Annotated in this window: 25 protein-coding genes; 14 read left to right on the top strand and 11 right to left on the bottom strand. The window is 72.5% G+C overall.

Annotated features, from left to right (window positions below; translation table 11 throughout):
* Positions 1-21 precede the first annotated feature (21 nt).
* Both CHC11_RS16895 and holA read left to right on the top strand, forming a co-directional pair.
* Complete coding sequence (locus CHC11_RS16895; RefSeq protein ID WP_245919322.1) at positions 22-1,953, top strand: DNA internalization-related competence protein ComEC/Rec2; 1,932 nt, start codon at positions 22-24, stop codon at positions 1,951-1,953.
* A 364-nt stretch (positions 1,954-2,317) separates the two neighbouring features.
* A complete protein-coding gene (holA, locus tag CHC11_RS16890; protein WP_089312710.1) occupies positions 2,318-3,271 on the top strand; it encodes a DNA polymerase III subunit delta in 954 nt (317 codons plus the stop codon).
* Positions 3,272-3,529: 258 nt separating this feature from the next.
* On the opposite strand, the gene CHC11_RS16885 is transcribed toward holA, so the two are convergent.
* Positions 3,530-3,934: a nuclear transport factor 2 family protein gene (locus CHC11_RS16885; RefSeq protein ID WP_089312709.1), complete on the bottom strand. Its 405-nt coding sequence runs from the start codon at positions 3,932-3,934 to the stop codon at positions 3,530-3,532.
* Positions 3,935-4,016: 82 nt separating this feature from the next.
* Between CHC11_RS16885 and CHC11_RS16880 the strand changes: the two genes are divergently transcribed.
* The gene (locus CHC11_RS16880) at positions 4,017-4,559 is read left to right on the top strand and encodes a TetR/AcrR family transcriptional regulator (protein ID WP_089312708.1); all 543 of its coding nucleotides are present in this window, start codon (positions 4,017-4,019) and stop codon (positions 4,557-4,559) included.
* A gap of 7 nt (positions 4,560-4,566) precedes the next feature.
* Here the strand turns inward: CHC11_RS16880 and CHC11_RS16875 are convergent, their stop codons facing one another.
* Together CHC11_RS16875 and CHC11_RS16870 are read right to left on the bottom strand one after the other, a co-directional pair.
* Positions 4,567-4,995: an SRPBCC family protein gene (locus CHC11_RS16875; protein WP_089312707.1), complete on the bottom strand. Its 429-nt coding sequence runs from the start codon at positions 4,993-4,995 to the stop codon at positions 4,567-4,569.
* The gene (locus CHC11_RS16870) at positions 4,935-5,855 is read right to left on the bottom strand and encodes a LysR family transcriptional regulator (RefSeq protein WP_089312706.1); all 921 of its coding nucleotides are present in this window, start codon (positions 5,853-5,855) and stop codon (positions 4,935-4,937) included. Before CHC11_RS16870 ends, CHC11_RS16875 begins: the two co-directional genes overlap by 61 nt.
* Before the next feature lie 69 nt (positions 5,856-5,924).
* On the opposite strand from CHC11_RS16870, the gene CHC11_RS16865 reads away from it, so the two are divergent.
* Positions 5,925-6,452: a hypothetical protein gene (locus CHC11_RS16865; RefSeq protein ID WP_089312705.1), complete on the top strand. Its 528-nt coding sequence runs from the start codon at positions 5,925-5,927 to the stop codon at positions 6,450-6,452.
* Here the strand turns inward: CHC11_RS16865 and CHC11_RS16860 are convergent.
* Both CHC11_RS16860 and rpsT read right to left on the bottom strand, forming a co-directional pair.
* Positions 6,394-6,930, bottom strand: coding sequence for an RNA 2'-phosphotransferase (locus CHC11_RS16860; protein WP_089312704.1), 537 nt, complete (start codon positions 6,928-6,930; stop codon positions 6,394-6,396). The genes CHC11_RS16865 and CHC11_RS16860 overlap by 59 nt on opposite strands.
* A gap of 48 nt (positions 6,931-6,978) precedes the next feature.
* Entirely contained in the window at positions 6,979-7,248 is a 270-nt protein-coding gene (rpsT, locus tag CHC11_RS16855; protein ID WP_089312703.1) for a 30S ribosomal protein S20, read from the bottom strand.
* Between the two features lie 240 nt (positions 7,249-7,488).
* Between rpsT and lepA the strand changes: the two genes are divergently transcribed.
* A complete protein-coding gene (gene lepA / locus CHC11_RS16850) occupies positions 7,489-9,330 on the top strand; it encodes a translation elongation factor 4 (RefSeq protein WP_089312702.1) in 1,842 nt (613 codons plus the stop codon).
* Positions 9,331-9,348: 18 nt separating this feature from the next.
* Here lepA and CHC11_RS16845 read toward each other — a convergent pair whose 3' ends face one another.
* The 3 genes from CHC11_RS16845 to CHC11_RS16835 all read right to left on the bottom strand — a co-directional run bounded on the left by CHC11_RS16845 (position 9,349) and on the right by CHC11_RS16835 (position 12,428).
* Positions 9,349-9,879 (bottom strand): DUF4870 domain-containing protein, encoded by a 531-nt coding sequence (locus CHC11_RS16845; RefSeq protein ID WP_143227095.1) that lies wholly within the window; start codon positions 9,877-9,879, stop codon positions 9,349-9,351.
* Positions 9,880-10,026: 147 nt separating this feature from the next.
* Complete coding sequence (locus tag CHC11_RS16840) at positions 10,027-11,451, bottom strand: hypothetical protein (RefSeq protein ID WP_143227093.1); 1,425 nt, start codon at positions 11,449-11,451, stop codon at positions 10,027-10,029.
* Between the two features lie 92 nt (positions 11,452-11,543).
* Positions 11,544-12,428 (bottom strand): hypothetical protein, encoded by an 885-nt coding sequence (locus CHC11_RS16835; protein ID WP_143227091.1) that lies wholly within the window; start codon positions 12,426-12,428, stop codon positions 11,544-11,546.
* Positions 12,429-12,598: 170 nt separating this feature from the next.
* Here CHC11_RS16835 and CHC11_RS16830 point away from each other — a divergent pair, with 170 nt between their 5' ends.
* Positions 12,599-13,039: an antitoxin YezG family protein gene (locus tag CHC11_RS16830; RefSeq protein ID WP_089312698.1), complete on the top strand. Its 441-nt coding sequence runs from the start codon at positions 12,599-12,601 to the stop codon at positions 13,037-13,039.
* 53 nt (positions 13,040-13,092) lie between these two features.
* Complete coding sequence (hemW, locus tag CHC11_RS16825) at positions 13,093-14,301, top strand: radical SAM family heme chaperone HemW (RefSeq protein WP_089312697.1); 1,209 nt, start codon at positions 13,093-13,095, stop codon at positions 14,299-14,301.
* 37 nt (positions 14,302-14,338) lie between these two features.
* Here hemW and CHC11_RS16820 read toward each other — a convergent pair whose 3' ends face one another.
* Positions 14,339-15,163, bottom strand: coding sequence for a DUF3097 domain-containing protein (locus tag CHC11_RS16820; RefSeq protein ID WP_245919319.1), 825 nt, complete (start codon positions 15,161-15,163; stop codon positions 14,339-14,341).
* A 204-nt stretch (positions 15,164-15,367) separates the two neighbouring features.
* On the opposite strand from CHC11_RS16820, the gene hrcA reads away from it, so the two are divergent.
* From hrcA to CHC11_RS16805, 3 genes are all read left to right on the top strand, one after another.
* Entirely contained in the window at positions 15,368-16,378 is a 1,011-nt protein-coding gene (hrcA, locus tag CHC11_RS16815) for a heat-inducible transcriptional repressor HrcA (RefSeq protein WP_089312695.1), read from the top strand.
* On the top strand, positions 16,379-17,512 hold the full coding sequence (dnaJ, locus tag CHC11_RS16810) for a molecular chaperone DnaJ (RefSeq protein ID WP_089312694.1): 1,134 nt from the start codon (positions 16,379-16,381) through the stop codon (positions 17,510-17,512).
* Between the two features lie 106 nt (positions 17,513-17,618).
* Positions 17,619-18,350, top strand: coding sequence for a 16S rRNA (uracil(1498)-N(3))-methyltransferase (locus CHC11_RS16805; protein WP_089312693.1), 732 nt, complete (start codon positions 17,619-17,621; stop codon positions 18,348-18,350).
* Between the two features lie 15 nt (positions 18,351-18,365).
* Here CHC11_RS16805 and CHC11_RS16800 read toward each other — a convergent pair whose 3' ends face one another.
* A complete protein-coding gene (locus CHC11_RS16800) occupies positions 18,366-19,046 on the bottom strand; it encodes a hypothetical protein (RefSeq protein WP_089312692.1) in 681 nt (226 codons plus the stop codon).
* On the bottom strand, positions 19,043-19,630 hold the full coding sequence (locus CHC11_RS16795; RefSeq protein WP_089312691.1) for a SigE family RNA polymerase sigma factor: 588 nt from the start codon (positions 19,628-19,630) through the stop codon (positions 19,043-19,045). The genes CHC11_RS16800 and CHC11_RS16795 overlap by 4 nt, the downstream gene beginning before the upstream one ends.
* A gap of 300 nt (positions 19,631-19,930) precedes the next feature.
* Here CHC11_RS16795 and CHC11_RS16790 point away from each other — a divergent pair, with 300 nt between their 5' ends.
* The 4 genes from CHC11_RS16790 (at position 19,931) to CHC11_RS16775 (ending at position 23,296) form a co-directional block, all read left to right on the top strand.
* Positions 19,931-20,275 (top strand): histidine triad nucleotide-binding protein, encoded by a 345-nt coding sequence (locus tag CHC11_RS16790; protein ID WP_089312690.1) that lies wholly within the window; start codon positions 19,931-19,933, stop codon positions 20,273-20,275.
* A 122-nt stretch (positions 20,276-20,397) separates the two neighbouring features.
* Positions 20,398-21,474 (top strand): PhoH family protein, encoded by a 1,077-nt coding sequence (locus CHC11_RS16785; RefSeq protein WP_143227089.1) that lies wholly within the window; start codon positions 20,398-20,400, stop codon positions 21,472-21,474.
* Positions 21,471-21,947: an rRNA maturation RNase YbeY gene (ybeY, locus tag CHC11_RS16780; protein WP_089312689.1), complete on the top strand. Its 477-nt coding sequence runs from the start codon at positions 21,471-21,473 to the stop codon at positions 21,945-21,947. Before CHC11_RS16785 ends, ybeY begins: the two co-directional genes overlap by 4 nt.
* The gene (locus tag CHC11_RS16775; RefSeq protein WP_089312688.1) at positions 21,947-23,296 is read left to right on the top strand and encodes a hemolysin family protein; all 1,350 of its coding nucleotides are present in this window, start codon (positions 21,947-21,949) and stop codon (positions 23,294-23,296) included. Before ybeY ends, CHC11_RS16775 begins: the two co-directional genes overlap by 1 nt.
* Positions 23,297-23,301 lie beyond the last annotated feature (5 nt).

The following is a 23,301-nucleotide window of genomic DNA, read 5'->3' as shown; positions in this document are numbered from 1 at the left end:
AGGCCCGGGAACGGACGACCGATGATCATAATCCGCGCCCGTGCGGAGGCCGTGGAGCGAACCGAGGTCCGCGTCCCGGTGCTGCTGATCGCCGCAGAGCCCCGCTGGCTCCGCTCGATCCCCAGCCAGCGCGTGCGGCTTCGCGGCCGGTTCGTGCGGCCCCGAGGCCCCGATCTGCTCGCCGCGGTCGTGATCGTGCGCGGGCCGCCGACCGTCCTCGGGCCGCCGTCCTCGATCCAGCGCGCCGCGGAGCACGTGCGGGCGAAGCTGCGAGCGGCCGTGGCGCGGCTTCCGCCGGACAGGCGCGCGGTACTTCCGGCCATGGTCGTCGGCGACGCCTCGCGTCTCGACCCGGAACTCGCGGAGGAGTTCCGGACGGCCGGGCTCACCCACCTCCTCGTGGTCTCCGGCGCGAATCTGGCGATCGTCATCGGGGCGGTCCTCGGGCTGTGCCGTCTCGCCGGGCTCGGGCGGCGACGGGCGCCACCCGTCGCCGTCCTCGCGGTGTGCGCGTTCGTCGTCGTCGCCCGCCCGGAACCGAGCGTCCTCCGGGCGACCGTCATGGGCCTGATCAGCCTCCTGGCGCTGTTCAGCGGGCGGCAGCGCCAGGGCGTCCCCGCCCTGGCGGCGGCGGTGCTGCTTCTCGTGCTCATCGACCCGGAACTGGCGCGCTCCTACGGGTTCGCGCTGTCGGCCCTCGCGACGGCCGGCCTGCTCGTCCTGGCCCCGCCCTGGCGCGAGCGGCTCGCCCGCCGGCTGCCGGGCCCGCTCGCGGCGGCCCTCGCCGTCGCGGCCGCCGCCCAGGTGGCCGTCGCGCCCGTCCTGGTGATGCTGTCCGGAGAGATCGGCGTCGTCTCCGTGTTCGCCAACCTGCTCGCGGCCCCGGCCGTCGCCCCCGCCACCCTCCTGGGCGCCCTCGCCACGGTCACCGCGCCCCTCTCCCTGCCGCTCGCCCGCGTGATCGTGTGGCCCGCCGGTCTGGCCGTCGGCTGGATCGTCTGGGTCGCGCGGACCGCGGCGTCGCTGCCCTACGCGACGATCCCCTGGGCCGGCGGCGCCCTGGGCGCCACCACGCTTCTGCTGGGCGCCGGGGCGGCGGCCCTGGCCCTGCGCAGCCACCGCCTCCGGCTCATCACCGCCGCGGCCATGATCGGCGTCCTCGCCGGGGTCGTCGCCCTGCGCGTCATCGCCCCTTCATGGCCGCCGCCCGGCTGGCAGATGGTCGCCTGCGACGTCGGCCAGGGCGATGCGCTGGCCCTGTCGGCCGGCCCCGGCCAGGCCGTCGTCGTGGACACGGGCCCCGAACCCTCCTCGGCGGACCGCTGCCTTCACCGCCTCGGCGTGACCGACGTCCCGCTCCTCGTCCTGACCCACCCGCACGCCGACCACATCAACGGCGTCTCCGGCGTCCGCCATGGCCGCACCGTCCGCGAGGTGCTGATCACGCCCCGCACCTCGGGCCGCGAGGCCCGCCACACGTCCGGCCTCCGGACCGGCCCCGCCGAGACCGGCCGGCAATGGCGCGTCGGAGACCTCACCCTCTCCGTCCTCGCCCCGCTGACCACCGCCCCCGCCCTGTCACCCGAGGACGACGGCACCACGATCAACAACGCGAGCGTGGTCCTCGTCGCCCGCAAACCGGGCTTCAGCGCCCTCCTCGCCGGCGACGTGGAACCGGAGGCACAACGCGCCCTGGAGGCAAGCGTCCCTCACGTCCAGGTACTGAAGGTCCCCCACCACGGATCACCCAGCCAAGACCCGGCCTTCCTGGCCGCGGCGCACGCGTCCATCGCCCTGATCTCGGTCGGGGCCCGCAACGACTACGGCCACCCGTCCGCCGCCACCCTCGCCCTCCTGCACCGCCTCCACGCCCAGACCCACCGCACCGACAAGGAAGGCGACATAGCCATTGTCCGCACCCGATCCGGCCTCGCCACCATCCCCCGCCACTGACCAGCCCTCCGACGCGCAAGGCCCAGCTGGTAGAGGACGTCGCGCAAGCCGGCTACCGCACCCCGATGTGCCGTTGAGCCAGGGCCCTCCCCAGGCCACAACGCGTCCCGGAGGACCGCGGCACCCCGCACGAGACCGCGGCCCGGCGACCGCACCCACGAGGCGGGGCGCGCCCGCGCCGTGCGCGCGGTCAGGCCGACTTAGGTGCTCCCTTCGCGAGACTCTGAGGCCGGCCGCCTCATCTACCTCCCGGCGGCGCCCCGGCTGTTCCAACACCGACAGCAAGGTGGGCGCTCAGCAGTTGCTGCCGGAGGGTTCCCGGTGCTTGGGCGCGGGGGCGGGTGGGGCGTGGCATGCTGCAGGGGTGTCGGTTGAGTCCATCATTCTGGTCGTCGGTGACGAAGAGCTGCTCGTGGAGCGGGCGATAGGGGACGTCGTCGCGTCCATGCGGGCAGGGGATCCGGAGATCGAGGTCATCGATCTGGCGCCCGGCGCGCTGGAGCCCGGACGCATCTCGGAGCTGACGTCGCCGTCGCTGTTCGGCGGCGGGAAGGTGCTCGTGCTGCGCTCGGCGCAGGATCTGGGCAAGGACCTGACGGCCGAGGTGTTGAAATACGCCAGGGCTCCGGCGGAGGACGTCGTACTCGTCGCCGTCCATCCCGGCGGCGCCAAGGGGAAGGCGCTGGTGGAGGGGCTGACCAAGCTCAAGGCGCGCAAGATCGCATGCCCGAAGGTCACCAAGGCCGGTGAGCGGGTCGATTTCGTCCGGAGCGAGATCCGCAAGGTGGGCGGGAAGATCTCGGCGGACGCCGCGCGGGGGCTGATCGAGGCCGTCGGCAACGACCTGCGCGAGCTGGCCGCGGCCGGCAACCAGCTCGTCGCCGACACCGGCGGGAAGATCGACGATGCGGCCATCGCCCGCTACTACCGGGGGCGTGCCGAGGTCAGCGGCTTCACCGTGGCGGACAAGGCGATCGAGGGGCAGCTCGCCGAGGCCCTGGAGCAGCTCCGCTGGGCTCTCGCGACGGGTGTGGCGCCCGTTCTGATCGTCAGCGCCCTCGCCCAGGGCGTGCGCGGACTGGCGAAGGTCGGCGGCGCGCCCCGCGGCGCGCGGGGAGCGGCGCTGGCCAAGGATCTGGGCATGCCCCCGTGGAAGATCGATCGGGTGCAGAGGCAGCTGCGCGGCTGGTCGGGAGACGGGGTCGCGCGGGCGCTGACCGCCGTCGCCGAGGCCGACGCGGAGGTCAAGGGCGGCGCCGCCGACCCCGCGTACGCCTTGGAGAAGACCGTCGCCCGTATCGTCGCCGCCCGGAGCTGACCCGCCGACCGCTCGGCCGGGCATCGCCACCGCCTCTGGCTGGTCCTCTGCCTTCGTTGGATGTTGGGGTGGTGCGGGCCGTGCGGGGCAGCTCTTGGTGGCACCGGATCGCTGGACCGGGCTTCCTTGGCGGCCTCTGGCTTGTTTGCTGCCTTTGTTGGATGGCGGGGTGTTCGCGGGCCGGGTCGGGCGGGTCTTGGTGGCACTCGGTCGGCGCCTTGGGGCGGGTGGCGCTCGGGTGTGCAGGGTGCGGGGCGGTTACGTGAGGGCGTGCATGATGGCCAGGGTGTTCTGGTACTCGCGCCATAGGGCCACCTTGCCGTCGCGCGCTGTGAGGACGGCGATGAAAGCGGCCGTGGACTGCTTGGCCGTCCTGGTGTTCGTGCCGGTCAGTTCGTACTCCACCACGATCGTGTCCGGGTCGTGTGTGCCGTGGACGGCGATGGTGCGGCAGTCGTCGAACCGGACGGGAAGCGCGGCCCGCTGGGGGTCCGCGAACTCCAGGAACCGCTGCTTGCCTTCGAATCGGGTAGGCCGGCCCGGCGGCGCGAACGGGGTCTCGATGACGGCGTCGTCGGTGAGGAGATCCCCGATGTGGGCCGTCGGGTGGCTGAGCCAACACTGCTGCATCCGCTGGAACAGTTCGCGTGCTGTGGTCGACATGGCGGCCTCCTAAGATGAGCGGTGACTCATGTAAGGAGGATAATGAGTCCGGACTCATGTTGTCCAGGGAGGAGGTCGGCTGATGCGCTCGGACGCGCGGCGTAACCGGGAGCGGATCCTCGCGGCGGCGGAGGAGGTGTTCGCCGCCGGGCCGGACGCGTCGACGGAGGAGGTGGCGCGCCGGGCGGGGGTGGCGATCGGTACCGTCTTCCGGCACTTTCCGACGAAGGCCGATCTGCTGCGGGCCTTGATGAAACGGCTGCTGCAGCAGGTCACGGACGATGCGGCGGAGCTCATCGCGAACGGGAATCCGGCCGGCGCGCTGCTGGAGTTCTTCGCGCGGCTCGTGGAACGGACCGCCGCGAACCGGGCGGTCGTGAGCCTGCTCGCGGCCGAGGGGACGGAGGTGCCGATCACGGGTCCGCTCGGCTCGCTCAGCGATGCGGTGGGAGAACTGCTCGTGCGAGGGCAGGAAGCGGGAGCGATCGCCGAGGGAGTACGCCTCGACGAGGTGATTGCGCTGCTGGTCAGCGCATGTCAGGGCGCCCTGCACGGGGGTTGGGACGCCGACCTGCGCCGACGGACGCTCGGCATCATGTTCGCCGGCCTCCGGCCGGCTGCCTGAGGGCGGCTCAGGGGGTGGGGCGCTGTTCGGCCTTGGCCTTGAGGCCCTCTGCCTCCATGGTCACGTAGCGGCGGGTGAGGCGGCCGGCCAGGAGGGCGAAGAGGGGGGACAGGGGCCCCTTCTGGTCGAGCGTGAGGCGCACGGTGGACCCGCCCTCGGCGGTGGGGACGATCTCGTGGGCCCCGGTCGTGGTGACGCCGGTCGAGCGGGACTCCCAGGTGAAGGTCCTGTTCTCGTCGAAGGCGGTGACGGTCCAGACGGTCGCGGGGAGTTTCGGCTGGTGGACGCGGGCCCGGCTGCCGAGGGTGAAGGGTTCGTCGAGAAGTTCGACGCGGTCGATCGAGGCGGTCATGTCGGGCCAGCGTTCGACGTCCTTCAGGAGGTTCCAGACGGTCTCGGGCGGGGCGGCGATGTCGACGGAGGTCTCGAAGTACACGGTGTGCTCCTCAGTGATGTGCGGACGGCGGTCAGGAGGTCGGTGACGAGGGGGTCTCCGGTCCTGTCCGGCAGGTGGAGAGCGTAGTAGGGGACGGCGGGCAGGTCGATGATCTCGCGCGCCGCCAGGCCCCGGGGAGGGGGGACGCAGCCGTTGACGACGGCGAGGCCGACGCCGAGGGACGCGAAGTGCAGCATCAGGGGCCAGCCCGCGGCCTCGACGGCCAGGGACCAGGGCACCTCGGCGGCGCGCAGGGCGCGTTCGAGGGCGACGCGGTGCGGGCCCTCGGGAGGCGCGACGACGAGGGAGGCGCCGGCGAGGTCGGCGAGGGTGAGGTGCGGCCTCGTGGCGAGGGGGTGGTCGTCCGGCATGACGAGCGTCTGGGGATAGGACGCCAGCGGGACGGCGGTGATGTCGGCGGGCAGCACGTCGAGGACGGCGACGCCGAGGTCGGCGCGGCCGGAGCGGACGGCGGCGAGGGTGCGGGCGCGGTCGCCGTTGATCAGGCGGATGCCGGGGCGGACGACGCCGCCGAGGAGGTAGAGGTAGGCGCCCTCGCCGGCGGCCAGGGTCGGGACGCGGGAGGGGGACGTGCCGTGGACGTCCGCGAGGAACGCCGCCATGCGGGCGTCGAGGTCGCGGGCGAAGCGGGCGACCTGCTCGCCGGCAGGGGTGAGGGCCAGGCGGCGCCCGTGCCGGGTGTAGAGGGGGCGGCCCAGGGTGTCTCCGAGTTTCTGCACCTTGACGTGCAGGGCGGGCTGGGAGATGTGGAGCGCTTCGGCGGCGCGGGTGAAGTTGAGGTGGTCGGCGAAGACCGCGAACGAGGCGAGCGCGTCCGTGGAGAGGCGGCTCAGGTCCATAGATATGAACTATAGCTCCTGAGGTGACTGATAGTTCTGTTCTAGGGTGCTCGGGCCGAGGGTGGGGGCATGAACATCGAACCGCGGCTCGGCGTCGATTTCGGCCGGGTCATCCATGGCGGGCTCAGGGCTCCCGGTGAGGACGACACCGTGTTCCTCGACGGGAGCTTCGAGGAAGCCCTCGCGTCTCCCGCGACGGACGGCGTCTACGAGGTGCTGCCCGGCCTGATCGAGGCGTTCGGGGGACGGGCGTGGATCATCTCCAAGTGCGGCGACCGGATCCGGGAAAGGACGCTGGCCTGGCTCGACCACCACGACTTCTACGGGCGGACGGGCCTTCCGCGGAGCAACGTGCGCTTCTGCCGGAAGCGGCAGGACAAGGCCCGGCACTGCGCGGAACTCGGGATCACCCACATGATCGACGATCGGCTGGACGTGCACCGCGCCATTCGGGAGATCGTCCCGCACCGCTACCTGTTCGGGCCGAAGGAGGGACCCGGATGGGTGCGGCACGTGCCCGACTGGGCCGCCGCGGAGGTCATTCGCTCAGATATTCCGGCGGAACCGCGTCGACCAGCCACACCCCGTTCGCGCTGACGCGGAACTCGTGACCGCCGGCCGCCATCCGCCCGGCCTGGACGGTCAGCACGACGGGGGCGCCGCGCCGGGCGCCGACGCGCCGGGCCGTCTCGCGGTCGGGGGACAGGTGGACGGCGTGCCGCCCCATGGGCAGCAGCCCCTCCCGCAGGATGGGGTCGACGGAACGGCGCACGGTGCCGTGGTACAGGAGTTCCGGCGGGGGCGTCACCGGCAGGTTCAACGCGACGGGGACCGAGTGGCCCTGGACGGCCCGGATCCGGTTCCCGGCGAGCTCGTAGCGCTTCTTGTCGTTGACCGCCACCACGTGTTCGAGTTCGGCGCGGCTGAGCGCGAACCCGTGGGCCGCGGCGGCCGAGAGCAGGTCGGTGACGTCCGCCCATCCCTCGGGATCGAGCGTGAGGCCGATCCGCTCGGGGCGGTGCCGCAGGTGCTTGGCGAGGTACTTGGAGATCTTGACCGCGCGGCGCTCGTCCATGGACAGGCGTCGGGGCCGGCGCGTGGCCGGCCCCGGGCGTTGCGGCTCTTACCTGGCCTGCAGGGCGGCGGCCTGCTTGGCGATCGCCGACTTGCGGTTGGCGGCCTGGTTCTTGTGGATGACGCCCTTGCTGACGGCCTTGTCGAGCTTGCGCGCGGCGAACCGCTGCGCGGCGACGGCGTCGTCCACGTTGCCGGCCTCGGCGGCCTCGCGGAACTTGCGGATCGCCGTCTTCAGCTCGGACTTGACGGCCTTGTTGCGCAGCCGGGCCTTCTCGTTCTGCTTGTTGCGCTTGATCTGGGACTTGATGTTAGCCACGTCGTAGAGCCTCAGCTTGGTAGCGATCCTGGCCTGCGCGTATCGGCAGGCGCTGACGAAATGTCTGAACGGGGGCGGGACGGTGCCCCCGGGGCACGACGCTACGCCACACGCAGTCGCACAGCTTACCAATCACCGGGCCCGGTCCCAAACCGGACCGTGCACGGAGCATCGCGCGGAACATGGGACCATGGGAGACACAGATCCCTGTCCACCTGTGAGCATTGCGAACGGACCCCGGTGCCAGCGCCCCAGCTCGACAAGACCGATCCCGCGATCATCCGCAACTTCTGCATCATCGCGCACATCGACCACGGAAAGTCGACCCTCGCGGACCGGATGCTGCAGCTGACCGGCGTGGTCGAGGGGCGCCAGATGCGCGCCCAGTACCTCGACCGCATGGACATCGAGCGCGAGCGCGGCATCACGATCAAGAGCCAGGCGGTCCGGCTGCCCTGGACGTCCGGCGGCGTCGACCACGTCCTCAACCTGATCGACACCCCCGGCCACGTCGACTTCTCCTACGAGGTGTCGCGGTCGCTCGCGGCGTGCGAGGGCGCGGTCCTGCTGGTGGACGCGGCGCAGGGCATCGAGGCGCAGACGCTCGCCAACCTCTACCTGGCGCTGGAGGCCGACCTCCACCTGATCCCCGTCCTCAACAAGATCGACCTCCCGGCGGCGCAGCCGGAGAAGTACGCCGAGGAACTGGCCGGGATCATCGGGTGCGACCCCTCGGACGTGCTGCGCGTGTCCGGCAAGACGGGCGAGGGCGTCCGCGAGCTGCTCGACAAGATCGTCGCGGAGGTGCCGGCGCCGGTCGGGGACCCCGACGGCCCGGCGCGGGCGCTGATCTTCGACTCGGTGTACGACACCTACCGGGGCGTCGTCACCTATGTCCGGATCATTGACGGGCGCCTGTCGCGGCGCGAGAAGAGCCTGATGATGTCGACCGGGTCCGCGCACGAGACCCTGGAGGTCGGCGTGATCTCCCCGGAGCCCAAGCCCGTGCAGGGCCTCGGCGTCGGCGAGGTCGGCTACCTGATCACCGGGGTGAAGGACGTCCGGCAGGCGCGCGTCGGCGACACCGTGACCGGCGCGTCCCGCCAGGCCCCCCAGGCGCTCGGCGGCTACCGCGACCCGAAGCCGATGGTGTTCTCCGGGCTGTACCCGATGGACGGCGACCAGTACCCCGAACTGCGCGACGCGCTCGACAAGCTGCGGCTGAACGACGCCGCGCTGGTCTACGAGCCGGAGACGTCGGCGGCGCTCGGGTTCGGGTTCCGCTGCGGCTTCCTCGGCCTGCTGCACATGGAGATCGTCCGGGAGCGGCTGGAGCGCGAGTTCGGCCTGTCGCTGATCTCGACCGCGCCGAACGTGGTGTACCGGGTCGTGATGGAGGACGGGTCGGAGCACATCGTCACCAACCCCAGCGAGTTCCCCGAGGGCAAGATCGGCGCGGTGTACGAGCCGGTGGTGAAGGCGACGCTGCTGTCCCCGTCCGAGCACATCGGCGCGATCATGGAGCTGTGCCAGGGCCGCCGCGGCGTGCTGCTCGGCATGGACTACCTGTCGGAGGACCGCGTCGAGATCCGCTACACGCTGCCGCTCGCCGAGATCATCTTCGACTTCTTCGACCAGCTGAAGTCCAAGACGCGCGGGTACGCCTCGCTCGACTACGAGCCCAGCGGCGAGCAGGAGTCCGACCTGGTCAAGGTCGACATCCTGCTGCAGGGCGAGTCGGTGGACGCCTTCAGCCAGATCGTGCACAAGGACAAGTCCCGCGAGTACGGCCTGATGATGACGGCCAAGCTCAAGGAGCTGATCCCGCGCCAGCAGTACGAGGTGCCGATCCAGGCCGCGGTCGGGGCCCGCATCATCGCCCGCGAGAACATCCGCGCCATCCGCAAGGACGTCCTCGCCAAGTGCTACGGCGGCGACATCTCCCGCAAGCGCAAGCTGCTGGAGAAGCAGAAGGAGGGCAAGAAGCGGATGAAGACCATCGGGCGGGTGGACGTCCCGCAGGAGGCCTTCGTCGCCGCCCTCTCGACCGGGGGCGGCGACGCCGACAAGGGCAGGAAGTAGCCGCCGCCTCAGCGGCCGTTACTTCAGCAGGGGCCAGGCCACCGCGGACGGGACGCGCCGGAACTCGCCGCGGTTGGCGGCCCTGCCCGCGTACACCAGGAAGAACATCTGCACGGCCGTGAAGAGCAGCGGCACCCAGATGAGGAATTCGGCGACCAGCGACAGCAGGCCGAAGACGAACCACACGGCGATGGCCGCGATGCCCATGTTGAGGCCCTGCGCGGCGTGCCTGCGCACGAACGGCGAGCGGGCCTTGCCGAGGTAGACGACGGCGGGGGCGATCGCGCCGACGAGGAACTGCCCGACGTACGCCATCAGCGACCACGTCTTCTCGTCGTCGGTGACGGGGCCGAAGTGGCCGGGTATCTGGGCGGTGTGGTTCCCGCCCTGGGGGTCGCCCCCGCCCGGGGGCTGCTGCTGCCAGCCCATGCCGCCCTGGGGTTGCTGTGGCTGCTGCCAGGCGTTACCGGGCTGCTGCCAGGGGGCCTGTTGCTGCTGCCACTGGGGCTGCTGTCCCTGGCCGGGCGACGGGGGGTGCCCGTAGGCCATGGCGGACGTCCTCTCCGGGGTCGCTATGGAAGTTATTGGCGAAGTGTACGACTCCTTGGACGCGCGTGAAGTTCGCCCAGGTTCCCTATGAAGAAGGGCCCGTGGCCGATTCGCGCCACGGGCCCATCTGCGGTGCCTGGCGGGGTGTCAGGGACGCCAGAGGACGGCGGACGGGTTCGCCTGCGTGAGCGTGACCGAGCCCTTCCACTGGACCGACGAGGGTTGCGGCAGGAACGAGTCGTCCAGGAAGAACCCGCGGTTGACGGACGTCACCGTGGCAGGGGCGCCGTTGTCTCCGGTTCCGGTGGGACGGCGAAGGGCCTCGATGCTCGCGATGTCGGAGACCGTCGTTCCCTCCGGCAGTTCGACGGTGGTGGCGACGGCGCCGTCACGGTCGATCGACCAGGTCGGCTCGTCGTGGTCGGAGCGGTGAAGCCGCGACGGGTCGGACCTGAGCCGCACCCCGAGCGCGACGCCGGGCACCGACCCGGAGCCGGTCGCGGCGCCCGTCGTCTTGGCGAACTCCGCGAACAGGTACGTCCGCTGGTCGCCGACCTCGCGCGTCGCCGGATCGGACGGGTTCTCGATCTTCCCTTCGCGGACCATCTCCTGCGCCGCGATCCGGTAGGTCCACGGCTCGCGGTCCATGACGACCTCGCGGGCCCGGCCGTCCGGGCGCGTCCCGGTGGCGTCCAGCAGGAAGCGCAGCGGCGCGTCCGGCGAGATCACGTCGCACATGTTGTTGTTCTGGGTGCAGGTCTGCAGGACGGGGTGGTCGCCTTCGTAGCGGCCCGTGAACCGCAGGGTCAGGTGCATCGGCGCCTGGTAGACGGCGGTGCCGTCCACGCGCCCGCCGGACGCGTCGACCTCGACCCGGTAGATCCACTCGATGTCGGTCGTCCGGCCCCAGCGGGCCATCAGCGCGGGCGTGTCGGTACCGCCGTCCTCGTTGCTCCACACCACCGAGTACTCGATGATCTTGTGGCCGGGGGCGGCGGCGGGACGGGTCTCGTGCCAGGCGAGCAGCGGGGTGTCGGTGGTCGCGTTCTGGTACGGGTCGCCGAACGGCCAGCCCGTCCGCCCGACGACGACGGGCGCGTGGCGCAGGGCGAGCGCGTCCGCCTGCGGCATGCGGACCGCGGGGCGCCGCAGCGTGACGCGGCGGGCGGCGGGCGCGCTGCCCTCGGCGAACCGCAGCGTCACCCTGTGGTGTCCCTTCCCGACGCGCCCGAGCCCGAGGCTGCGGGGGACCGGGTCGGACGAGGGGACGACGAGGTCGGTCACATGGCGCCCGTCCACGGCGATCGACACGACGGCCGACTCGGCGCCCTCGCGGACCCAGGAGACGCCCGGGGCGGACGCGGAGAAGGAGATCACCGCCTCCCCGTCCCGGCGGGCGGTGAACGGCAGCGACCGGGCGGGACCGCCGCGATGGACGTTGATCGTGCCGGGCGACCCGGCGGCGCGGACGGGGGAGGCGGCGTGGGCGGGCGGGACGGTGAGGGCGAGGGGAGCGCCGGCGAGGACTGCACCGGTCACGGCGAGCACGGCATGGCGCGCGCGGCTTCTCATGATCGGGGAACCTAGGCGGCCGCGGTTGCGTTCCGGTGACGGGGCGGTCCCCCGTGGGTGTCGGCTCCGTGTAGGTGACGGATTCGGGCGCGTCAGGAACCGGCCCACAGCGGCGACAGCGCCGCCGGAACCCCCAGGGACACACTGGTGAACCGCTCCGCCTCGTCCGCCCCGTCGGGCGCGTGGAGGGTGAGCCCGCAGGCCTCCAGCCGGACCGAGCGGCCACGCCTGACGATCTCGTGACCGAGTTCTCGCAGCAGCGCGACGACGTCGCCGGCGGGCTCGTCGAGCAGGTCGACGCCGTCGAGCCGGAACCGCATCTCGGGGTTGCCGCTCCAGCCGGGCGCCCGCGTCCCGCAGATCTGCGCGAGCCGCTCGACACCGTCCTCGCTCCGGCCGGTCGACAGCGCCAGCGACCCGCGCCCCACCCGGACGCTGCGGTGCCCGGCCCACCCGCACAGGAACGACGACTTCGGCGGGAGGGTGCCGCAGCGCTCCGCGACCGCGGCGAGGGTCGTCCAGGCGTCCGCGGCGCGGGTGGAGAACAGCAGGCTCGCGTCCGGCAGCAGCGCCCCGCGCCCCGGTTCCAGCGTGACCACGAACGGCGGCACCCGGCCGGGGAACCGCGCCGGGTCGGCCTCCCGGAGGGTGACGATGCCCTCCCACTCGACGGGCTCCGCGACCGCGAACCAGGTGATCGCGGCCTCGGTGCCGAACTCGCGGAACGTCGCGTCGGTCAGGTCCTCGGCGACCGCCTCCCGCAGCCCGTCGGCCGTCTCGGTGAGCCTGCGGCGCCACCACGCGGGCTCGGGGTCGGACCGGCCGCCCGCGGACCAGCGCGTCCCCGCGCCGGAGAAGTCCGAGCGCCGCTCGGCGCCCGCGTCGTCCACCAGCACCCAGTGCCAGCCGTCCGGCTCGCCGCGCAGCATCACCCGGGCGGGCACTCGTCCCCGGCCGGTCGCACCCTCATTTCGCATCCGGACGACCTTATCCGTATTCGTTGCGCCTCCTCAGGCGGTCGGCGGCCGAAGTCGCGCCGGTCGGCCGCGACACGGCGGCGGCTGCTTCGCGCGGGCGCCGATGCCGGTACGGTCGGACGGGTACGGTGCCTTGATCGAACGAACCCGGCCGACCTCGCGGAGGCAGCGTGACCCACCCCGAGCAGGTTCTGCGTTCCGAGAAGGAACGGGAGACGGTGAACGGCGCCGTGCGCGCGCTGCGTTCGGCCGCCCCCGCGGGCTGGCAGCGGCTCGACTTCGAGTTCCGCGCGACCGTCGGCATCGACAGCGCCTCCTTCGAGGTCGAGGGTCCCGACGGCGGGCGCCGCACGGCCCTGCCCCCGGGCCAGGCGGTCGGGAAGATGGACGAGCTGCGCCGCGTCATGTACCGGTCCGACAAGGGCGCCTGGTTCACCGCGCGCCTCCAGGTCGAGCGCTCCGGCCACTTCAGCGCCGAGTTCGACTACGACGGCGAGCCCGACTTCACGCCGCCGCTGGCCTCGTCCGCCTACGTCCAGGACCTCGACCGCTTCCCCCGCGCGGCCGAGCACATCCCCGACTGGCTCCGCGACAAGCTCGCGGACGCCTGACCGGCCGGAGAGGCCCGGTCGAAGCAGGCGGCGGGGCGGGGCAGACTTGGGGGGTGCCCTCGACGCTGCCTGATGGCGATCCCGTACCGGCCGACGGTGCGCTGCCCCGTGATGCTCTGCACGGGCTGGGAAGGCGCCCGTTCGCGTTCTACGTGCACGTGCCCTTCTGCGTGACCCGGTGCGGGTACTGCGACTTCAACACCTATACGGCGACAGAACTGGGCCCGGGGGCGAGCCGCGACTCCTATGCCGACACCGCGATCCGCGAGGTCCGCATGGCCCGGCGAGTGCTCGGGGACGTGGACCTGCCCGTGGAGACCGTCTTCGTGGGCGGCGGCACGCCGACCCTCCTCCCACCGGACGACCTGGGCCGCGTCCTGTCCGCGATCGACGCCGAGTTCGGGCTCGCCCCGGGCGCGGAGGTCACCACCGAGGCCAATCCCGAGTCGGTGGACGAGGCGTCCATCGGCAAGCTCCGCGAAGCCGGATTCACGCGCGTCTCCTACGGCATGCAGAGCGCCCGCGAGCACGTCCTGGCCGTCCTGGAACGCACGCACACGCCCGGACGCGTCCCGCAGGTCGTCGAGTGGACGCGCAAGGCGGGCTTCGAGCACATCAACCTCGACCTCATCTACGGAACGCCAGGGGAGACCGACGACGACTGGAGGGGCTCCCTGGAAGCGGCGCTGGCGGCGGAGCCCGACCACGTGTCCGCCTACGCGCTCATCGTCGAGGAGGGCACCCGGCTGGCGGCGCAAGTGAGGCGCGGCGAACTGACCGCCCCCGACGACGACGCCATGGCCGACCGCTACCTGATCGCCGACGAGATGCTCAGCGGCCACGGCCTGCACTGGTACGAGATCTCCAACTGGGCGGCCGACCCGCGCGCCGCCTGCCGGCACAACATGCTCTACTGGACGGGAGCCGACTGGTGGGGCGTCGGCCCGGGCGCCCACAGCCACGTGGGCGGCACCCGCTGGTGGAACGTCAAGCACCCCGCCGCCCACGCCGCCCGTCTCGCCGAGGGCACCACCCCCGCCCACGCCAGGGAGATCCTCACCGGCGAGGACCGGCACATCGAACGGGTCATGCTCGAACTGCGCCTCGCCCAGGGCTGCCCCGCCCACCTCCTGGACGACGAGGCCGCCCGCAGAGCGGTAGGCGACGGCCTGATCGAGCCCGCCCCCTACGAGCAGGGCCGAGCCGTCCTCACCCTTAAGGGCCGCCTCCTCGCCGACGCCGTCGTCCGAGCCCTCACCTGACCAAGTGCCCGGCTCGTGACGGGGGGGCCAGGGGGCGCTACCCCTGGGAGGACACCGTCACGAAGTCGATGAGCTCTTCTACGCGGCCGAGGAGGGCGGGTTCCAGGTCGGTGTAGGCGTTCACCGAGCCGAGGATGCGCTTCCAGGCGGCGCCCGTGTCGTCGCCCCAGCCGAGTTCGGCGATCACGCCTTCCTTCCACGGGATGCCGCGGGGAATGCGGGGCCAGGCGCGGATGCCGACGGCCGCGGGCTTGACGGCCTCCCAGATGTCGATGAACGGGTGGCCGGCGACGAGGACGTACGGCGAGGTGACCTGGGCCGCGATCCGCGACTCCTTGGACCCCCGCACGAGATGGTCGACCAGGACGCCGAGGCGCCGTCCCTCCTCGGGGGCGAACTCCTCGACGATGGCGGGCAGGTCGTCCACGCCTTCGAGGTACTCGACGACGACGCCCTCGACGCGCAGGTCGTGGCCCCAGATCTTCTCGACCAGTTCGGCGTCGTGGACGCCCTCCACGTAGATGCGGCTCTCCTTGGCGACCTGCGCCCGCAGTCCCCGGACGGCGATCGAGCCCGAGGCCGACCGCGCCGGGCCCGCGGGCCCGGCGGCCGGCCGGACGAGGGTGACCGGCCGGCCGTCGATGAGGAAGCCGGACCTGGTCAGCGGGAACACCCGGCGCTTGCCGAACCGGTCCTCCAGGGTGACGCCGAACTTGTCGCAGCCGACCACGGCGCCGCAGAAACCGCTGTCGGGATCCTCGGCGACCAGGCCGGGCTCGGCGGGGACCTCGGGGATCCGGCCCTTGCGGGGCCGGCGCCAGTCGCCGCCCAGTACGTCGTTTCCGTAGTTCTTACTCCGCACAGATCCGCACATTAACCGGGCGGGACGCCCGCGCGGCGCCGCCCCGCGTTCCTCGGCGTGGCGCCGGCTCCGGGGCCGGATAGGATCACGCAGCCATGCGGAGAGTGCGGGGGCGCTCCAGCCGAGCCTTCCGGGCCGTAGACTTGGCACTCGAAAGCAAGGAGTGCCAGTAGCACGGACCGGCCGGACGAAGGAGGTGACATCGTGCTGGACGACCGGAAACTAGCGGTCCTGCGCGCCATCGTCGAGGACTACGTCTCCACCAACGAGCCGGTGGGCTCCAAGGCGCTGGCCGACCGGCACAACCTCGGGGTCTCGCCCGCGACCATCCGCAACGACATGGCGGTGCTGGAGGAGCAGGGCTACATCGCCCAGCCCCACACCAGCGCCGGGCGCGTCCCCACCGACAAGGGCTACCGGCTGTTCGTCGACCGGCTGTCCACGATCAAGCCGCTGTCGGTCGCCGAGCGCCGCGCCATCGAGACGTTCCTGTCCGGGGCCTACGACCTCGACGACGTCGTCGGCCGGACGGTGCGGCTGCTCGCGCAGCTGACCCGGCAGGTCGCGGTGGTGCAGTACCCGTCGCTGACCCGCTCGGCGGTGCGGCACGTGGAGCTGGTCCCGGTGGCGGAGGGGCGGCTGCTGCTCGTCCTGATCACCAACACCGGGCGGGTGGAGCAGCGCGTCATCGAGACCGGGCAGATCTCCGAGGAATCGATCGGGCACCTGCGGGCGTTGCTCAACACGTGCCTGGACGGGCTCGGCTTCGGCGACGTCCCGGCGGCCGTGGCGGACCTGCCCGACAGGGTGGGCCCGGACGAGCGGCCGGTCGCGGCGGCGGTGCTGTCGGTGCTGCTGGAGACGCTCGTCGAGAAGCACGAGGAGAAGATCGTTTTCGCCGGGGCGGCCAACCTCGCCGCCGTCGACTTCTCGCAGAGCCTGCGGGAGGTGCTGGTGGCGCTGGAGGAGCAGGTGGTCCTCATGCGGCTGCTCGGCGAGACCGGCGACTCCTCTACAGTTACGGTGCGGATCGGCACCGAGAACCCCGACCTGGGGCTCAAGTCGACCTCGGTCGTCGCCGCCGACTACGGGGTGGGCGACCTCACTCTGGCCCGGCTGGGAGTGCTCGGGCCGACACGCATGGATTACCCCAGCACGATGGGAGCGGTACGGGCAGTGGCACGCTACGTGGGACAGATCCTGGCGGGGTCGTAAGTGGCGAACGACTACTACGCGACCCTGGGCGTCCGGCGGGACGCCAGCGCCGACGAGGTCAAGAAGGCCTACCGCCGGCTCGCGCGGGAACTCCACCCGGACGTCAACCCGGATCCGGAGACCCAGGAGCGGTTCAAGGAGATCACCCAGGCCTACGAGGTGCTCTCCGACCCCAAGAAGCGCGAGATGTACGACCTCGGGGCGGACCCGTTCGCGTCCGCGGGCGGGGCGGGCGCCGGCGGGTTCGGCGGCGCCGGTTTCCCGTTCAGCGACATCATGGACGCCTTCTTCGGCACCGCGGCCTCGCGGGGCCCGCGGTCGCGCGCCCGGCGCGGGCGCAACGCGACGCTGCGGGTCGAGCTCGACCTCGCCGAGACCGCGTTCGGCACCACCCGGGAGCTGTCCATCGACACGGCGGTCGCCTGCACGACCTGCGAGGGGTCGGGCTGCGCGCCCGGCACCCACCCGGACACGTGTGAGACGTGCCACGGCCGGGGCGAGGTCCAGCAGGTCCAGCGCTCGTTCCTCGGCCAGGTCATGACGGCCCGGCCGTGCCCGGCGTGCGGCGGCTTCGGCTCGGTGATCCGCAACCCGTGCACCGAGTGCTCCGGCGACGGCCGGGTCCGCACCCGGCGCACCGTCAAGGTCAAGATCCCGGCCGGGGTGGAGAACGGCATCCACATCCAGCTCGCCGGCGAGGGCGAGGTCGGTCCGGGCGGCGGCCCGCCCGGCGACCTGTTCCTGGAGATCGTGGAGAAGCCGCACCCGATCTACGAGCGGGAGGGCGACGACCTGCACTGCACGGTCGAGATCCCGATGACCGCGGCCGCCCTCGGGACCAGCGTCACCATCGAGACGCTGGATGCCGCCGAGAGCGTCGACATCAAGCCCGGCACGCAGTCGGGGCAGGTCATCACGCTCTACAACCGGGGCGTCCGGCACCTCAACGAGAGCGGCCGCGGCGACCTGATGATCCATGTCAACGTGGAGACGCCGAACAGGCTCGACGAGGAGCAGGAGGAGCTGCTGCGGCAGCTCGCGGTGCTGCGCGGCGAGGAGCGCCCGCCCGGCAGGTTCGCCCCCGGGCAGCGCGGCGTGTTCTCCCGCCTCAAGGACGTCTTCAACCAGCACTGAAGCGCGGTGGCGGCGGCCTACCAGGAGGGCCGCCGCGGCGATTGAGGAGCGTGGTGGCAGCGATGAGCGACGTCGCCCTGGGTTCGGCCTCCCCCGGACGGCTCGGGTGAGCCCGCCGGTCTTTCTCGCCGGGACGGACGCCCTGGAGCGCGACCGCGTCCTGCTGGACGGGCCCGAGGGCCGGCACGCGGCGGCCGTGCGGCGGCTGCGGCAGGGGGAGCGGGTCGACCTGACCGACGGCGAGGGCCTGCTGGCCGAGTGCGTCGTCACCGCGGCCGACCGGGCGTCCCTCACGCTGGACGTGCTGGCCCGGCACCGGGAGCCCCCGCCCGCGCCCCGCCTCGTGGTCGTCCAGGCCCTCCCGAAGGGCGACAGGGGCGAGCTCGCGGTCGAGACCATGACCGAGGTCGGCGTGGACGAGATCGTCCCGTGGTCGGCGTCCCGCTGCGTCACCCGCTGGCGCCCGGAGCGCCGCGACAAGGCCCTCGGGCGCTGGCGCGCGACCGCCCGCGAGGCCGGCAAGCAGGCGCGGCGCAGCCGCCTGCCCGAGGTGGCGGAACTGGAGTCCACCGAGGACGTCGCCGGGCGGATCGCCGGCGCGTCCCTGGCCCTGGTCCTGCACGAGGAGGCCGAGGCGCCGCTGAGCGCCGTGCGGCCGCCCGCACGGGGCGACATCGTCCTCGTGGTCGGCCCCGAGGGCGGGATCAGCGAGGACGAGATGGAACGCTTCGGCGCCGCGGGCGGGTGCCCCGCGCGGCTCGGCCCGACCGTCCTGCGCACCTCGACGGCGGGCGTCGCGGCGGCCAGCGTGCTGCTGGCCGCCACCGGCCGCTGGTAGCACCGGCCGGCGCCGTCACGGCGTGGTGGCGGCGCCCTGCTCGGTGGTCTTCGCGGGCTCGCTCGTCTCGGACGGCGTCGGCTGCTCGGTCGGCTTGCTCGGCGGCTCGGGCGTCGTGGAGGTGGGCGGAGCCGGCGTCGAGGGCGGCGCCTGCGTCGGGGTCTCGCTCGGGCAGGGCGCGGTCGCCGGCGTCGGCGTCGCGGTCGAGCCGGCCGAGGCGCCCGGCGAGGGGATGCGGCACGACGACAGCCCGGGCGAGGAACTGGTGCTCGGCGTCTCGGAGGTGCTCGGCTCGCCGGACGTGCTGCCGCCCGGCGACGACGGGACCGGGAACTCGGGGTCGATCCCCGGACCGGTGCGGTCGCCGGCGGTGTCGTCGCCCCCGTCGCCGGACTGGCTGCTGTTGCCGACCGACTGCTGGATCAGGTCGATCGTCTGCGGCGCCGTCACGCCCAGCCCGGCGATCAGCACGGCCGCGGCCACGGCGAGGAGGGGACGCGCCCAGTTCACGGTGAACCGGTCGAACCCGAAGTGCGCCGGGCCGAAACGTCCGAGGCCGAGCCGGCGGCGCCGGCCGTCGGTGACGCGGGCCCGGATGCGCTCCAGGCCGTCGCCCGCGGGGTTGACCGAGTCCGCCTCCGCGTGCAGGGCGCGGCGGAGGATCTCGCCGTGCTCGTCGTGGGGGTCGGTGGTCATGAGAACTGCTCCAGGACGTTGCGTAGCGCGGTCATGCCGCGCGCCGTATGACTCTTCACGGCGCCGCGGGAGATGCCCATCGCGCTGGCGATCTCCGCTTCGGACAGATCGGCGTAGTAGCGAAGGACGAGCGCCTCCCGCTGGCGGGCGGGGAGCCGGGACAGCGCGTCGATCACCGCCGAGCGCTCCAGCTCTCCGATGGCCCCGGCTTCCGCGCTCGGCGCGTCGGGAAGGCCCTTGGGGGCGTACTTCTCGACGACGGCGCGGTGCCGGAGCACCGATCGCGACCGGTTGACCACCGACTGGCGCAGGTACGACAGGGCCTTGTCCGGGTCGCGCAGCCGGCGCCAGCCGCCGTGCATCGCGACGAACGCGTCCTGCACGACCTCCTCGGCCGTCCCCGCGTCCCGGACGAGCATCGCCGCCAGGCGCACCAGCGAACGGTAGTTGGCGCTGTAGAGGGCGGTCACCGCCTGATCGGCGTCCCAGGCGGCGGCCACCGCGCCCGCCGTGCCCCTGGCCACGAGGGTCTCGGTCACGTCAGTTGGACGCGCACCCTCGTCGTTCGGTTTACGAAAGGGCATGTCCTGGTTTGCCTCGGTCACCTATCCGCCGCCTTTGCCGGCCCCCCGCCGTCCATTCGGACGGTCGCGTCCGGCCGACGTGATCCGGGCGTTCCCGCCGGGGCGAGATGTGCCGCGACGCCTTGCGAACCGGGGGGTTACGCCTGAGGTGACAACCTTAGCCAGTGGCCGGTCGAAATGCCGACCGCTACCGGTAGTTGATCGATGGAAACCTTATCCGGCCCGGGCGGCCCTGATCCACGCCCGCGCCGGTCCCGATAGGATTTCGGAGCGGTCGCGGACCGCCCCGAGGGGAGACAGATGACCGACTGCCTGTTCTGCAAGATCGTTTCCGGGGACGTGCCCGCCACGATCGTCCGCGAGTCGGCGGGGACGGTGGCGTTCCGCGACATCAACCCCCAGGCGCCGACGCACGTGCTGGTCATCCCGCGTGACCACCACCCGACGGTCGGTGAGCTGGCCGCCTCCGACGCCGGGCTGCTCGCCGAGCTGGTGCGCGAGGCCCACCAGGTCGCCGTCGACGAGGGCGTCGCCGAGACCGGCTACCGGGTCGTGTTCAACACCGGCTCCCAGGCGGGCCAGACCGTGTTCCACGCGCACGCCCACGTGCTGGGCGGGCGTGGCCTGAACTGGCCGCCCGGCTGAGTCGCCCGCCGCGCCGGAAATGCGGCGGCGGTGTGTCGGGGGTCGCCAGTACGATGGAACCGGTACACCAGGACACCCGGAGCAGACAGAAGGCAGGTCCGACAGGCCGCAAGGCCCGGCTGATGGTCGAATCAACTCACGCGAGGGCAACCCGCACGGGGCGCGACGACCGGACAGGCTCGCGCTCGCAGATCAAGATCGTGGTGCCGGACGACCACTCGATGGTGAGCCTGCTGGGCTCCCGGGACGAGTTGCTCCACGCGATCGAGCACGCGTTCGGCGCCGGCATCGACATCCACGTCCGCGGCAACGAGATCACCGTGACCGGCCCGGAGGGCGAGACCGACCTGGTCTCCCGGCTGTTCACCGAGATGCTCGAACTGCTCAAGGGCGGCACCCAGCTCACCCCCGACGCCGTCGAGCGCAGCCTGGCGATGCTGCGCGGCGAGGGCGGCGCGCGACCCGCGGAGGTCCTCACCCTGGACGTGCTGTCCAGCCGGGGCCGGACCATCCGCCCGAAGACGCTGAACCAGCGGCGGTACGTCGACGCGATCGACAAGCACACGATCGTGTTCGGCATCGGCCCCGCCGGCACCGGCAAGACGTACCTGGCCATGGCCAAGGCCGTCCGCGCCCTGCAGGACAAGCAGGTCAACCGGATCATCCTGACGCGTCCCGCCGTCGAGGCGGGCGAGCGGCTCGGCTTCCTGCCGGGAACGCTCTACGAGAAGATCGACCCGTACCTGCGCCCGCTGTACGACGCGCTGCACGACATGGTCGACCCCGACTCGATCCCGCGCCTGATGGCCGCCGGGACCATCGAGGTCGCCCCCCTGGCGTACATGCGCGGCCGCACGCTCAACGACTCGTTCATCATCCTGGACGAGGCGCAGAACACCTCGCCCGAGCAGATGAAGATGTTCCTCACCCGGCTCGGGTTCGGGTCGAAGGTCGTGGTGACCGGCGACGTCACCCAGGTCGACCTGCCGAACGGGCAGCTGAGCGGGCTGCGCGTCGTCCAGGAGATCCTGGACGGCGTCGAGGACATCCACTTCTCCCGGCTGGACAGCCGCGACGTCGTGCGGCACAAGCTCGTCACCGAGATCGTCGACGCCTACAACCGGCACGACGAGAAGCAGGTCCCGCAGATCAAGCAGGGCGCGGCGCGCGGCGGCCCCCGCAAGCGGGGGCGGCAGTGAGCATCGAGGTGCTGAACGAGTCGGGCGCCGAGGTCGACGAGAAGGCCATCGCCGACCTGTCCCGGCACGTCCTCGACGGGATGCGCGTCCATCCGCTGGCCGAGCTGTCGGTGCTGCTGGTCGACGAGGCCGCGATGACCGAGCTGCACGAGAAGTGGATGGACGAGCCGGGCCCGACCGACGTGCTGTCGTTCCCCATGGACGAGCTGCGGCCCGGGCACATGGCCGGCGGCGCCGACGAGGACGGCGAGACCGACCCGGGGCTGCTCGGCGACGTCGTGCTGTGCCCCGCCGTCGCCGAGAAGCAGGCGCGGGAGGCCGGGCACAGCACCGCGGAGGAGCTGGAGCTGCTGTGCACGCACGGCATCCTGCACCTCCTGGGCTACGACCACGCCGAGCCGGAGGAGCACCGGGAGATGTTCGGCCTGCAGGATGAGCTCCTCGGCTCCTGGCGGGAGAAACGCGGCGGTTGATGAGCACCGCGCAGGCGTGGCTGTCCGCACTGGCGGTGGGCCTGGTCTTCTTGGCGGGCCTGCTGGCCGGCACCGAGACGGCGCTCGCCCGGGTGTCGCGCGTCACGGTCGAGGAGGCGGTCCGGGAGGGGCGCCGCGGCGCCGGGCGGCTGGCGGAGGTCGTCGCCGACCCGGCCCGCTACGTCAACATGGTCCTGCTGCTGCGGATCGGCTGCGAGCTGGTCGCCACCGTGATCGTCGCGGACCTGTGCATCTCCTGGCTGGACGAGACGTGGCGCGCCTACGTCGCCGCCGCCGCCGTCATGATCGTCGTCAGCTACGTGGTGATCGGCGTCGGGCCGCGCACCCTCGGCATCCAGCACGCCGACCGGATCGCGCTGGCGGGCGCCGCCGTGATCCACCCGGTGACCCGGGTGTTCGGGCCGCTGCCCCGGCTGCTGATCCTGCTCGGCAACGCCCTCACGCCCGGCAAGGGGTTCCGGGAGGGCCCGTTCGCCTCCGAGGCGGAGCTGCGCGACCTGGTCGACCTCGCCGAGCAGCGCAGCCTGATCGAGCCGGTCGAGCGGGAGATGATCCATTCGGTGTTCGAGCTGGGCGACACCCTCGTCCGCGAGGTGATGGTGCCGCGCACCGACATCGTGTTCGTCGAGCGCACGAAGACCCTGCGGCAGGCGATGTCGCTGGCGCTGCGCAGCGGCTTCTCCCGGATCCCGGTCGTCGGTGAGAACGAGGACGACGTCGTCGGCATCGCCTACCTCAAGGACGTCGTCCGGCGCAGCCAGGAGCACCGCGACGGCGAGTCGGTCGAGACGGTCGACTCGGTCATGCGGCCCGCCACCTACGTCCCCGACAGCAAGCCGATCGACGAGCTGCTGCGCGAGATGCAGGCGCGGCAGATCCACGTCGCGATCGTCATCGACGAGTACGGCGGCACCGCCGGCCTGGTCACCATCGAGGACATCCTGGAGGAGATCGTCGGGGAGATCACCGACGAGTACGACGTGGAGACCCCGCCGGTGACCTGGCTCTCCGGCGACGCGGCCCGCGTCACCGCGCGCCTGCCCGTCGAGGACCTCGCCGAGCTGTTCGACGTGGAGATCGACGCCGAGGACGTCGAGACGGTCGGCGGCCTGCTCGCCCACGCGCTCGGCCGCGTCCCCATCGAGGGCTCCACCGCCGAGGTCGCGACGAACGAGGCCTCCACCGGCGAGCCCGGCCCCGTGCTGTCCCTCAAGGCCGAGACGATCGCCGGGCGCCGCAACCGGGTCGGCACCGTCCTGGTGCGGCGGCTCGGCGGAGCCCCGGCCGCGGACGCCGGGAGCCGGGCGGCCTCCGATCGGTCCCGCTGACTCCG

The organism is Actinomadura mexicana (assembly GCF_900188105.1).
In the GTDB taxonomy this organism is placed as follows: Bacteria; Actinomycetota; Actinomycetes; order Streptosporangiales; family Streptosporangiaceae; genus Spirillospora; species Spirillospora mexicana.
The sequence above is the reverse complement of the archived record's forward strand: the minus strand, read 5'-3'. Positions and strand labels throughout refer to the sequence as shown.